This is a genomic window from Bacteroides sp. M10 (assembly GCF_014334015.1).
Taxonomy (GTDB): domain Bacteria; phylum Bacteroidota; class Bacteroidia; order Bacteroidales; family Bacteroidaceae; genus Bacteroides; species Bacteroides intestinigallinarum.
Window position 1 is genome coordinate 4,853,573 of the sequence record NZ_CP060488.1, and the last position, 13,561, is coordinate 4,867,133.

Consider the following 13,561-nt stretch of genomic DNA (forward strand, 5'->3'; position numbering starts at 1 on the left):
TTCCAATTTAATAAAAAGATAAATGAAAAATATATTTTATAGTTTTTATAGTGTAGTATTACTTGTCTTGTGTCTGTTTACGTTCAGTAACTGTTCGGATAGTGACGACGGAGAAGTGGGAGATAATACGGATAACGGGATTACCGCAATCAGCAATGAAACGGAAAAAGCGGTTTCTCAATATGGAGAGACGGTTGATATTTCATTTACTGCTGTAGGTAAATGGACTCCTTCCCTGCAATATTCTACGGGATCGGATTGGGCCTCGATGACTAATATTAGTGGCAATTCGGCTGCTGGTAAGGGAGGATTTAGAGTAAAGGTTGATAAAAATGAAACCGAAAAGGAACGAATACTGACAGTAGTCGTACAAGTGGAAGGATATAAAACTCCTGTTACTGTTTGTACTATTACACAAAAAGGAGGCTCCGGAACAGCAGTAGATCTGGCTCTTAATGAGTTTATGGATAAATATTTGAAGGAGCATTATCTCTTTAAGGATGAATATAATACATTGGATATAGATTATAAATCAGTATCTTATGATAAATTTCTGTCAACTTATCTTTTACCGATGAAAACCAACATGGAGGATGGAGGTACTTATCGTGCATTCTCTGTCAATGCCGGCAAGCGTTATATCTATTCTTATATTACGGAAACTACTGGTTCCGGTAGAACGCGTGCAAATACTCGTGCAACAAGTGTCGTAGGATCGGGGCTTGGTACGTTTTTCTCTTCTTATATGCCGGATAGAACAACTATTGGGTTATCCATTGGATATGTGTATTTAGAATCTCCTGCTACCAAAGCCGGATTGAGACGGGGTGACGTGATTGTTTCTGTTGATGGGGTTACTTTGAATAAGAACAATTACCAGCAATATATGAGTACTTTGTTTTATGCAGGTGGAGGTGAAACTTTTAAGATCGGCTATAGACGCAAAATCTTTGATGAAAAACAGGGTGGTTATGATTTAGTGGATGGAACGACTACATTAACTACCGGTGCTTACAACAATAGCCCTATCTTGAATTCGATGTTTATAAAAGATAAAAAAGAGAATAAATTCAACATCGGTTATTTGGTTTATCTAAGTTTTGATTTGAACTTTGAGGAAGACTTGAAATATGTAATTCAACAGTTCAAAGCAGAAGGTATCACAGATTTGATTTTAGATTTACGTTTCAATAATGGAGGTTCAGTTGAATTAGCCCGTTATTTAGCAGCTTCCATCGCTGGTACATCACATCGTTCGGATGTATTTATGAAAATGCAACGTAGTTCCGGTGCGGATGAATATATCCGTTTTGGAGATGGTGATGATCTAAATCTTAATTCTGTAAGAATCATCTGTTCTGAAGAAACGGCTTCCGCTAGTGAATTGATAATTAGTGGATTAAGAGGAATTGATTTCCCTGTGAAATTATTTGGTAGCCGCACGGAGGGAAAGAACGTGGGAATGGAAGTGCAAGAGTATAAATATGGAAATAAATATTATGAATTTGCTCCGATTACTTTCCGTTCTTTCAATGCTAAAGATTGGGGTGATTATGCTGATGGCATTGATCCGGATGTCATGTTGAACAATCAAAACTCAAGCTATGAGGATGATATTGATAATGTATTTCCTTATGCTTTCGGAGATTGGGATAATTTTGATTTCAATTATCCATTATATTGGGCACTATGTGATGTTCAAGGAGTGGATCCGACTACAGGAGAACCTGTGAAACGTAGCGGAAGATCAGGAATGACCCGCTCGCAACAAGATGAAATCATTAGAGTACCATCTGTACCTTTGAAACGCCCTGTGGGAACTTTTGGCTCGCTCATTTATAACAAGCCGGAAGTGGAAAACTTATATTAGTAAGACTAAATCTCTTGTGAAATAAATTTTCTCTTAAGTTTAAGGGGATGCTTCTCGGTAAGGTGTTAGTGAGGGCATCCCCATTTTTGCTCTATAAATAAATAGAAATAAAATGGGATACTATGATGAATAAATCGTTATATAAATTAATCATATTCATTGGAATGTTAGGATTAATAAGTAGTTGTTCGGATGATGATTCTGAAAGTAAATCAGAATATGAAGTGGTGGATAATGTAGTAACTAGCTGGGATATTATACTTTCAAATTATTACGAAAAAACACTACCTTTAAGTGAAAGGTTATGTATCGGGGAGAGTGATAAATGTCCTTTGTCGAATACATACATATCAATAGTAAATTATGATTCTGAATATCCGATAGTCATACCGAGAGGTGTCTATCAATGGAATGAGTATGGATTTTGGATAGATAGACCTGTACCTGCGAGTGAGTCTATAAAGGAAATATTTAATTCTGATTGGTATACGACTGTTGTAGTACTATATGGCGGTGAAGGAACATATAATTTTGCTGTAAGAATTTACAATCCTACTTTAAACAAATATTTTGTAACCAAGCCATATCAATTGAAAATATGGAGAGAAGGAGCAGAGGGGGAGTATAAGTGGTTTCGTTCTATTTCACTGGTAAATAATTAATTAACTTTAAAAAAAGAATACTATGAATGATAAAAATATGATGAGTTTGTTAGAACCTATGCAGTATATGGAGCTGCTGTATTTTCTTACAATGCTAGTTACGACTTGAGTAGTTATGGGACTGTAAGTGATGGGAAATCACAATTCATGGAAAGCTTCCGAAAAATAGAAGAAACGGGTTTGCCCGGTGTAGGTGATGCTTACTCTATGATAAATTATGCAGTAGGGACATATACCGGAATAAAAGCTTATTCGCTTGTACATGATGGAATGTGGCGTGGAATGGATGGTAAATGGTATAAAACATCTTGGGGAGGTAACCAATATACAGGGACTCGTGGTACTGTGACGAAAAAGGCTCTACGCTTAGAAAAAATAGGAAAATATATATTCGGTCTTGATGCTATAATTAATGGAGTTGTAATTTGGAACAATATTTCTGAAAAAGATTATCAATTTATATCCCAATCTTCGGCAAATATTGTTTTTGGATATATTTCTACTTATGGTGGACCATATAAAAAATATATTGAGAATGAAAATACTTAAACAAATATATGAATATCTATTTTATCGAACATATATATGGCAGCTTAGATTGTGGGGAGAAAAGAGGTCACCGGAAGTAGCAGGGCTATTACTACCGACCTCATTGTTTACTTTTGTTTTTGTTGGCCCAATAGTTGGAGTATTACATTCATTGGAAGTACAAAACAATGAAGAGTTAGGTATACTTTTGGCTGTTATATTCGCTTTTGTTGCTCATAGATTATTTGTTAGCAATGGACGATATTTGTCTATTGCTGATAAATATCGTAATGAAACTAAAGAAAAACAACGACAACGCATGAAACAAGTTTGGATTTTTTTAGCAATAAATCTTATTTGGGTAATATTTTGCATCTTTTTATTGATCAAAGTGATACCTCCGCCATCAAATGCAGATACCTCTAATAAGAATCCTTCTCAAGAATATATAGAGATGCTGAAAGATATAAGGAACCGACGAGCACAATAGAATATAAACAGTGAAATAAATTTGTTGTATAATAGATTATAATTTTGAACTTAGAAAAATGAGAATTATTTTATTTTTATTATTAGGTTGGTACACTATTGGAAATATACAAGCGCAAATCAAAGAGCCTGTAAAGTTTAAAAATGAGTTGAAAATAACTTCGGAAACAGAAGCCGAAATCGTATTTACAGGATCCATTGAGAAAGGATGGCATGTATATTCGACTGAATTGGGAGATGACGGTCCTATTTCCGCCACTTTCAACCTAGATACAAGTAATCATGTGGAAATAGTAGGTAAACTGCAACCTGTTGGAAAAGAAATCAGTATTTATGATAAGATGTTTGAGATGAATGTACGCTATTTTGAAGATACGGTACAGTTTATCCAAAAAATAAGATTTACAGGAAGTGATTACTTTATAGAAGGATTTTTGGAGTTTGGGGCTTGTAATGATGAGAGTTGTTTACCTCCGACTCAAATCCCTTTTCAATATGGAACAAAAGCAGAAGCGAATATCGCAGTTATAAAAGAGGAGGAAGCGACTCCGGTAAATGTAGTGGAGAAGCAATCGGAAAATGATCTTTGGAAGCCGGTTATTAATGAACTGCAAGAGTTGGGTGAAGAACATTCTCAAGAGGATAAATCCTGGCTGTATGTATTTGTCACCGGATTTCTTGGTGGGTTATTGGCTTTGTTCACTCCTTGCGTATGGCCGATTATTCCTATGACTGTGAGCTTCTTCCTGAAGAGAAACAAAGACAAGAAGAAGGGAATTCGGGATGCATGGACTTATGGCGCTTCGATTGTGGTGATTTATGTGACCTTGGGACTGGCAATTACTTTAATTTTCGGTGCCAGCGCATTAAATGCCTTATCAACGAATGCCATATTCAATATTCTCTTTTTCCTGATGTTGGTTGTTTTTGCAGCTTCTTTCTTCGGGGCGTTTGAACTTACTCTACCGTCTAAATGGAGCAATGCGGTGGATAGTAAAGCGGAAGCGACTAGTGGATTATTAAGCATTTTCCTGATGGCGTTTACACTTTCTTTAGTTTCCTTTTCTTGCACAGGACCTATTATCGGCTTTTTGCTCGTACAGGTTTCTACAACTGGCAGTGTAATTGCTCCTGCTATCGGAATGTTAGGTTTTGCCATTGCTTTGGCTTTACCTTTTACACTATTCGCCCTTTTTCCTTCGTGGCTGAAGTCAATGCCCAAATCAGGAGGATGGATGAATGTGATTAAAGTGACACTGGGCTTTCTGGAACTTGCTTTTGCACTGAAATTCCTGTCTGTGGCCGATCTTGCATACGGCTGGAGAATCTTGGACAGGGAAACTTTTCTAGCATTATGGATTGTGATTTTTGGTCTGATGGGCATATATCTGTTAGGGAAGATCAAGTTTCCGCACGATGGTGATGAAAATAAAGTAGGCGTTACACGTTTCTTTCTTGCACTTGTCTCTTTAGCATTTGCTGTGTATATGATTCCCGGACTTTGGGGAGCTCCCCTAAAAGCTGTCAGTGCATTTGCCCCTCCTGTAATGACACAGGATTTTAATCTGTATTCGAATGAAGTCCATCCGAAGTTCAGGGATTATGATGCCGGAATGGAGTATGCCCATCAACAGGGAATGCCTGTAATGGTTGACTTCACAGGATTTGGTTGTGTGAACTGCCGGAAGATGGAGGCTGCAGTATGGACTGATAATCAAGTAGGCCGTATTATTAATGACAACTATGTGCTTATCTCTTTGTATGTGGATGATAAGACTCCGTTGGACAAGCCGCTTAAGGTTACGGAAAATGGGACGGAGCGTACCTTACGCACGGTAGGGGATAGATGGAGCTATCTGCAACGTGTGAAGTTTGGAGCAAATGCACAACCTTTTTATGTATTGCTGGATAATGAAGGTTATCCGTTGAATAAGTCGTACGCATATAATGAAGATATTACTTCCTATATTGAGTTTTTACAGAAAGGATTGGAACATTACGTAAAATGAATTTAGTCATTTATTTTCTTTTTAACCTGGACTCGTGATCGATAGGGTTAGAAAAAGAAATTGTTTTTAGGTAGTAAGACCGGCATACAAAGCGTGACTTTGTTTGCCGGTCTTTTTTATGTTCCCTTGCCTCCCTGCTTGTCGTTTTTTTCAAGGTATTGGGTTGATTATTTGCTATAAATATTGTTTGTAGGCTTTGTAGTGCCGATAATCGCTTGTCGTTTCATGTCCGTTGAATATGCCGCATCTTTGCATCGTTAACGTTAGCGAAATAATTATTAAACAGTATTCATTTAAAAAAGAAAAGTATTATGGCAATTAGATTTAAAAGAGTTCAACGTCTGTGTGATCCGACAAACAAAGAGGCAGGAAAGAAAGTGTATCCGGTGATTTCTTATCAGTATGATACGAGTGCTACACTGGACGAGTTTGCGAAAGAAATCTCTTCTACTTCCGGTGTCAGTGAGGGTGAAACGATTAGTGTATTGAAAGATTTTCGTACACTTCTACGTAAGACATTACTTTCGGGCCGTTCAGTGAACATTAAGGGATTGGGTTACTTTTTCCTTTCAGCTCAAAGCAAGGGAACGGAAAAGGCGGAAGACTTTACTGTATCTGACATTAGCGGTCTGCGGGTTTGTTTTCGTGCGAATTCGGATATTCGTCTCTTTACGGGAACTTCGACGCGTTCGGATGGATTGAAGTTTAAGGATTTGGATCATATCAACGACTCAAGTATCATTGACGGTGATTCAGGTGAAGGAGGCGAAGCACCGGATCCTGACGGAGGTGCGGGAGGCAATGGTGAAGCACCCGATCCGGCAGCTTAATAAACGGGAAGTCGGGAATTAGCGACTTTGTTTGGAATGGGGCTTCGGCCTCATTCTTTCTTTATAACTACATAAATAGATCAATATGCAAATAACTACAATCCTTGCTTTCATTACTGCTATGGGTGGTTTGGAAGCGGTGAAATGGATGGTGAGATATATCTCTTGCCGGAAAACGGATGCACGGAAAGAGGAGGCAGACGTAAGCAGTCTGGAAGAAGAAAATCGTCGTAAAAAGGTGGATTGGCTGGAAGATCGCCTGACACAGCGGGACGAGAAAATAGACGGGCTTTATATCGAGCTTCGCAAGGAGCAGGAAGAGAAGATCAACTGGATACATAAATGCCATGAAGTAGAGTTGGCACAGAAAGAGTCGGAGGTGAAAAAGTGTGAGATCAGAGGGTGTGTGAAGCGCATTCCTCCTTCGGAATATTAATGAGGTTAGTTGATAAGAATAAAATGTCATGAGAAAGATAGATTCTATTATAGTGCATTGCTCGGCTACAAAAGCCGGACAGGATTTTACCGCCGCAGATATTGACCGTTGGCACCGGGAACGTGGGTTCAACGGTATCGGTTATCATTATGTTATCCGTCTGGACGGAAGACTGGAGAAAGGAAGGGAGATTGATTTGGCAGGAGCGCATTGCAAAGGTTGGAATGAGCGAAGTGTCGGGATCTGTTATATCGGGGGACTGGATGAGAATGGACATCCGGCGGATACCCGGACAAATGCTCAAAAACGGGTGCTTTATCAAGTAATAATGGATTTACAACGGCAATATACTATTCTTCAGGTATTGGGACACCGGGATACTTCGCCGGATTTGAATGGAGACGGGGTGATCGAACCTTATGAATATGTGAAAGCGTGTCCTTGTTTTGATGTGAGGGAGTTTATGAAGAGTGGGAGGGAGCTGCTGTTTGTTTTATTGCTGATTCTTGTTCTTCCGGGGGTGTTGTCGGGATGCAGGAGTAAGAAGGAAGTTATCAGTAGGAGCAATGAGGTGCAGATGGATTCAAGTTCTTCCGGGCATTCTTCCCATGTGGCTTCGTATGATGTTAATCAGGAAAAGAAGATGCTGGAACGGATGGAGGAGTCTACCGAACAAATATTGGTAGTATTGGGGAAAGATACTGCGACAGGGGATTTCTCTTCCACCTGTTTTATTTCAGGTAGCAGAAAGACGGTGAATAAGGTTTTTGAAAAGAAAGAGAGGATAGATGAGAAAGAAGATACTCAAATATCATCTTTCATCGACACGAATCATCATAAAGTGGTTTGTGAGGAGGAAGAGAATAGCTTATATTATAGGAAAAATATAAGTTGGATGCTAATAATTAGTATATCGGCATTGATGTTACTTTACTTTATTTATAAAAAGAGGAGAATTCTTTTTTGAGGATTTGCATAGAAATATATAGAATAATACTATCTTTGTAGAGGTATCTCGGGCTTAATGGAGTGATTGTTCAATAATATTCATATTCATCATCGGGATATACAATGAGAATGAGGGCGAAATTTTTTATTGTGATAATTGGAATTGTGTAGCCCTAAATGTGCGAATAACGTAAAAGTGGTAGCTTTTGAGTTTGAATTTTGCATATATTGAAACAGGCTATTTATAATATTTGCTATTAGTCTTGTTTGTAAACAGATATTGTTCTCTTAGACATGAATATAATTTGCCGTATTTGTGATTATACGGACCTTTGCAGAAGGTAACTAACAAACAATATTAGGGATTAATGATTATATATAATAGTCGATTAGCAAAATGTCTTCTCGATAAAAAGAAACATTCTTTTATGATTTTTGGGTGCTACTTTACCCGTTATAAGCAATTAGAATTTTGGGAGGAAATGGAAAACCGGATTCATGTAAGGCAATACACGGAATGCTTTTTGCCTACATTGGTGCCGGCAGTAGGAGTATCGCTGTGGATATCATGGTGGTTTATGTTGATACCTTTGTCCGCATATCATTTCCTGTATTGGGTGGAACGGATGTTCCGGAATCACTCCATTTTCGACTGGGAAGCGTCGATACATTGTGGAGATTCACTTTATCTAAGGAAAAGAAAATCTTATGCTTGGATAAAAAAATATGGTAAAAGAAAGCTGCCATCGTCAAGATGGGCTGACTAAGATAAAGATCCCTCGTGGATCGGCTGCCTGTGAAGGTCGCTCTATTGTTTGTTTTGTTTGTGTTTTGGTGCACCTTTATTCTGTTGAAGAATAAGGTGCACTCTTTTTATGGTTATATCATAGATTAAATATATCTTTGAAGAAAAAAGAAGATGGGTGAAAAGGCTTCAATGTGGAATCTCTGGCACGGCTGTCACAAATTGAGTGAGGGCTGCCGCCATTGTTATGTGTACCGGACGGATGGTAAATATGGAAAAGACAGTTCGGTGGTGACAAAGACGGAGAAGTTTGATTTACCTTTGCTTCGGAAAAAGAACGGTACGTATAAGATACCTTCGGGAAATCTGGTATATACCTGTTTTACTTCGGATTTTCTGATAGAAGATGCCGACGAATGGCGTGCCGAAGCATGGGAGATGATGCGGATACGGCAGGACTTGCATTTCCTTTTTATCACCAAACGAATCGATCGATTACAACAGTGTCTGCCTCCGGATTGGGGTGATGGGTATGAGAACGTTACAATCTGCTGCACAATGGAGAATCAGGATAGGGTGGATTATCGCCTACCTATTTATAGAGAAAACCCTATTAAACATAAAATTATTATCTGCGAGCCGCTTCTTAGCCGGATTGATTTTAGAGGTGAGTTAGGGGATTGGGTGGAACAGGTGGTTGCCGGAGGAGAGTCGGGAAAGGAAGCCCGAATGTGTGACTACGAGTGGGTGCTGGATATCCGGCAGCAATGTATAGATGCGAATGTCGGCTTTTGGTTCAAGCAGACTGGAAGTTTTTTGCTGAAAGAGGGACATGAATACAAGATTGCCCGACAGTTTCAACATTCGCAGGCGAGGAAGGCTGGATTGAATTATACGCCTGATAAACAAGAAATAAAAGGTTAGTTCAGATCTTTTTTATTGAAAGCGAGGGTTGCTTGGCAATCTTCGCTTTTTTGTTTTATTGAGTACAAAATACGGATAATCACGTCTTTTTATAAAGATATTGTGTAAATTTTAAATTATCCATATTAATGAAACAGATAAAACTGTTACTTCTTTTAGCTTCCGCCTCCGTTACGGGAGCACTTGCGCAAAGCAATGGATTGACGGATATGAGTCAGAGCCGTTTTGCGAAGATGGCGAATACCGGAATCGGTGCCGTACATTGGACGGATGGATTCTGGGGAGATCGCTTTCAGGTATTTAGCCGGACTTCCCTGCAAAGTATGTGGAACACTTGGAACGCGCCGGAGATCTCTCACGGTTTCCGTAATTTTGAGATTGCTGCCGGGGTATGCAAAGGAGAGCATTGGGGACCTCCATTTCATGACGGAGATATGTATAAATGGATGGAAGGTGTGGCTTCTGTCTATGCAGTTAATAAAGATCCGGAGTTGGACAAGTTAATGGATAACTTTATTACTTGTGTCGTAAAAGCCCAACGTGCAGACGGTTATATACATACGCCTGTTGTTATCGAAGAACTGAATAAAGGGATTGACTCTCATGCATTGGAGGATCAGCATAAACAAACGGTCATTGGAACGAAAGTAGGTGACGAGGATGAAAAAGGAGCTTTTGCGAATCGGCTGAACTTTGAGACTTATAATCTGGGACACTTGATGATGGCGGGTATTGTGCATCGTCGTGCCACCGGAAAGACTACTCTTTTTGATGCTGCTGTGAAAGCGACGGATTTCCTCTGTCATTTTTATGAAACGGCTTCTGCCGAACTGGCTCGCAATGCTATTTGTCCCTCTCATTATATGGGGGTAGTTGAAATGTACCGGGCTACCGGAAATCCCCGTTATCTGGAACTTTCAAAGAATCTGATTGATATCCGTGGTATGGTGGAGAACGGTACGGACGATAATCAGGACCGTATTCCTTTCCGCGATCAATATCGTGCGATGGGACATGCCGTACGCGCCAACTATCTGTATGCCGGAGTAGCGGATGTATATGCAGAAACCGGTGAGCAGCAATTAATGAAGAACCTGACTAGTATCTGGAATGATATCGTGACCCGGAAAATGTATGTGACCGGTGCTTGCGGTGCTCTTTATGATGGTACATCGCCTGATGGAACGTGTTATGAGCCGGATAGTATTCAGAAAGTGCATCAGAGTTATGGACGTCCCTATCAGTTGCCGAATAGCACTGCTCACAATGAAACGTGTGCCAATATCGGTAATATGCTGTTCAACTGGCGGATGCTGGAGGTGACAGGGGATGCGAAATATGCTGATCTTGTGGAGACTTGTCTTTATAACAGTGTATTGAGCGGTATTAGTCTGGATGGAAAGAAGTATTTCTACACGAATCCGCTTCGTATCAGTGCCGATCTTCCTTACACGCTTCGTTGGCCGAAGGAACGGACGGAATATATCAGTTGTTTTTGCTGTCCTCCGAACACATTGCGTACGCTGTGTCAGGCACAAAACTATGCATATACATTGAGTCCGGAAGGGATTTATTGCAATCTGTATGGGGCAAATACATTGACAACGACTTGGAAAGAGAAGGGAGAAGTAGCTCTGACGCAGGAAACGGATTATCCTTGGGATGGAAATGTACGCGTAACGTTGGATAAAGTTCCTCGTAAGGCAGGTACTTTCTCGCTCTTCTTACGTATTCCTGAATGGTGCGAAAAGGCTACGCTTACGGTGAATGGACAGCCGTTGCAAGTCAATGCGAAGGCAAATTCGTATGCGGAAGTAAATCGTGCATGGAAGAAGGGGAATGTAGTGGAGTTAGTGATGGATATGCCTGTACGTTTGCTCGAAGCTCATCCGTTGGCAGAGGAGATTCGTAACCAGGTGGTCGTGAAGCGCGGACCGTTGGTTTATTGTCTGGAAAATATGGACATAGCGAATGGAGAGAAGATTGATAATGTATTGATCCCTGCTGATATAAAATTGACTCCGAAGAAGATCACGATTGAGGGTAGTCCGGTTGTAGCGCTCGAAGGTAAAGCGCGTCTGGCATCTGCAACTTCTTGGGAAGGGGTACTTTATCGTCCGGTGGTTCAGGTAGAGAAGACGGTGGATATTCGTTTGATCCCTTATTATGCCTGGGGAAATAGAGGAAAAGGAGAGATGACCGTATGGATGCCTCTTGCCAGATAAATCATGATACAGAAATGAAGAAATGAGGATGAGAAAGTTATTTTTAACGGCTATATGTATTTTGTGCAGTCATTGGTTATGGTCCGGTGAGATATGGGTTTCTCCCAAAGGTAATGACTTTAATGATGGAACCCGCCAGTCTCCCAAAGCAACGCTGACTGCTGCTTTACGGCAGGCGCGTGAGTGGCGGAGGACGGGAGATGATCGTGTACAGGGAGGAATCACTGTTTATATGGAGGGTGGAACGTATGCTCTGTATGAGCCGGTTTTTATTCGTCCGGAAGATAGTGGGACAAAGGAATCACCGACGGTGATCCGTTCGGCAGCCGATGAAAAGGTGGTGTTGAGTGGAGGAGTCCGTATCAAGAATTGGAAGAAACAAGGAAAGCTCTGGGTGGCAGATGTGCCGGCATTTAATGGGCGTCCATTGGATTTTCGTCAGTTGTGGGTGAATGGAGAAAAGGCTGTCCGTGCCCGTGATGTAGAGGATTTCGAAAAGATGAACCGTATTTGCAGCATGGATGAAAAGAATGAAGTTCTTTATGTTCCTGCGGTTGCGGTACGCAGACTTATTGATAATAAGGGAAAATTGAAGGCTGAATATGCCGAGATGGTGATCCATCAGATGTGGTGTGTGGCTAATCTTCGGATTCGGTCTATTGAGGTGCAGGGAGATAGTGCGGCGGTACGTTTTCACCAGCCAGAAAGCCGGATTCAGTTTGAACATCCTTGGCCGCGTCCAATGGTGACGACAGACGGACATAATTCTGCTTTTTATCTAACGAATGCTCGTGAGCTATTGGATGTACCGGGCGAATGGTATCACGATATGGATGCCCGTAGAGTGTATTATTATCCACGGGAAGGAGAGAAGATGCAGGAGGCGGAAGTGATGGTACCTGCCATTGAGACGTTAGTACAGGTAGAAGGTACTTTGGATCGTCCTGTGTGTCATATTCGTTTTGAGAAAATTACTTTTTCTTATACTACGTGGATGCGTCCGTCGGAGAAAGGACATGTGCCTCTTCAGGCAGGTATGTATCTGACGGATGGGTACCGGATTGATCCAAAGATGCAACGGGATTATCTGAATCATCCGTTGGATAATCAAGGATGGTTGGGTCGTCCTGCGGCTGCTGTCCGGATAGCTGCTGCCAGGCAGATTGATTTTGAGCGTTGCCGATTTGAACATCTGGGTTCTACCGGACTGGATTATGAAGAAGCGGTGCAGGGTGGTATTGTTCGTGGTTGTCTCTTTCGCGATATTGCTGGAAATGGTTTGCTGGCCGGTAGTTTTTCTCCGGCTGCTCACGAAACGCATTTGCCTTATGATCCTGCTGACCGCCGGGAAGTATGTACACACCAACAAATCAATAATTGCTATTTCACGGAAGTAGGTAATGAGGACTGGGGATGTCTCGCCATTGCTACGGGGTATGTGAGTGATATTAATATCGAGCATAATGAAATTAGTGAAGTTCCTTATAGTGGCATCAGTCTTGGTTGGGGATGGACACAAACTGTGAATTGTATGCGTAATAACAGAGTTCATGCAAATCTGATTCATCATTATGCGAAACACATGTATGATGTAGCTGGTATTTACACGCTTGGTTCACAGCCAAAAAGCTATGTAACGGAGAATTGTGCGCATAGTATCTATAAACCGGGGTATGTGCACGATCCTAATCATTGGTTCTACCTTTATACAGATGAGGGTTCTTCTTTTATTACTGTTCGTGATAATTGGACGGAAGGGGAGAAGTATCTGCAAAATGCCAATGGCCCCGGAAATGTATGGGAGAATAACGGTCCGAAAGTGGATGATGCTATTCGTGAACGTGCAGGATTGGAAACAGAATACAAGGATTTGCTGAATGTCCGATAGTGATTAG

At 40.8% G+C, this 13,561-nt stretch carries 12 protein-coding genes; all 12 read left to right on the plus strand.

Going from position 1 to position 13,561, the window contains the following annotated elements; genetic code table 11:
- The first annotated feature begins 22 nt into the window (after positions 1–22).
- The 12 genes from H8796_RS17675 (at position 23) to H8796_RS17730 (ending at position 13,554) form a co-directional block, all read left to right on the plus strand.
- Entirely contained in the window at positions 23–1,870 is a 1,848-nt protein-coding gene (locus H8796_RS17675) for a S41 family peptidase (RefSeq protein ID WP_117933667.1), read from the plus strand.
- 122 nt (positions 1,871–1,992) lie between these two features.
- Positions 1,993–2,532 carry a hypothetical protein gene (locus tag H8796_RS17680; RefSeq protein ID WP_233530339.1) on the plus strand — a complete coding sequence of 180 codons (540 nt, stop codon included), beginning with the start codon at positions 1,993–1,995 and terminating at the stop codon, positions 2,530–2,532.
- 147 nt (positions 2,533–2,679) lie between these two features.
- Positions 2,680–3,081, plus strand: a complete 402-nt coding sequence (locus tag H8796_RS17685) for a hypothetical protein (protein ID WP_117933669.1) — start codon at positions 2,680–2,682, stop codon at positions 3,079–3,081.
- Positions 3,068–3,550, plus strand: a complete 483-nt coding sequence (locus H8796_RS17690; protein ID WP_117933671.1) for a hypothetical protein — start codon at positions 3,068–3,070, stop codon at positions 3,548–3,550. Before H8796_RS17685 ends, H8796_RS17690 begins: the two co-directional genes overlap by 14 nt.
- Positions 3,551–3,608: 58 nt before the next feature.
- Complete coding sequence (locus H8796_RS17695) at positions 3,609–5,558, plus strand: cytochrome c biogenesis protein CcdA (protein ID WP_117933673.1); 1,950 nt, start codon at positions 3,609–3,611, stop codon at positions 5,556–5,558.
- 311 nt (positions 5,559–5,869) lie between these two features.
- On the plus strand, positions 5,870–6,388 hold the full coding sequence (locus H8796_RS17700; RefSeq protein ID WP_004296078.1) for an HU family DNA-binding protein: 519 nt from the start codon (positions 5,870–5,872) through the stop codon (positions 6,386–6,388).
- Between the two features lie 85 nt (positions 6,389–6,473).
- The gene (locus H8796_RS17705) at positions 6,474–6,824 is read left to right on the plus strand and encodes a hypothetical protein (protein ID WP_117933675.1); all 351 of its coding nucleotides are present in this window, start codon (positions 6,474–6,476) and stop codon (positions 6,822–6,824) included.
- A gap of 28 nt (positions 6,825–6,852) precedes the next feature.
- The gene (locus H8796_RS17710) at positions 6,853–7,791 is read left to right on the plus strand and encodes an N-acetylmuramoyl-L-alanine amidase (protein WP_117933677.1); all 939 of its coding nucleotides are present in this window, start codon (positions 6,853–6,855) and stop codon (positions 7,789–7,791) included.
- Between the two features lie 349 nt (positions 7,792–8,140).
- Positions 8,141–8,539, plus strand: a complete 399-nt coding sequence (locus H8796_RS17715; protein WP_074558326.1) for a hypothetical protein — start codon at positions 8,141–8,143, stop codon at positions 8,537–8,539.
- A gap of 152 nt (positions 8,540–8,691) precedes the next feature.
- Positions 8,692–9,441: a DUF5131 family protein gene (locus H8796_RS17720; protein ID WP_117933679.1), complete on the plus strand. Its 750-nt coding sequence runs from the start codon at positions 8,692–8,694 to the stop codon at positions 9,439–9,441.
- Positions 9,442–9,569: 128 nt separating this feature from the next.
- On the plus strand, positions 9,570–11,666 hold the full coding sequence (locus H8796_RS17725) for a glycoside hydrolase family 127 protein (protein ID WP_117933681.1): 2,097 nt from the start codon (positions 9,570–9,572) through the stop codon (positions 11,664–11,666).
- Between the two features lie 28 nt (positions 11,667–11,694).
- Positions 11,695–13,554: a right-handed parallel beta-helix repeat-containing protein gene (locus H8796_RS17730; protein ID WP_117933683.1), complete on the plus strand. Its 1,860-nt coding sequence runs from the start codon at positions 11,695–11,697 to the stop codon at positions 13,552–13,554.
- Positions 13,555–13,561 lie beyond the last annotated feature (7 nt).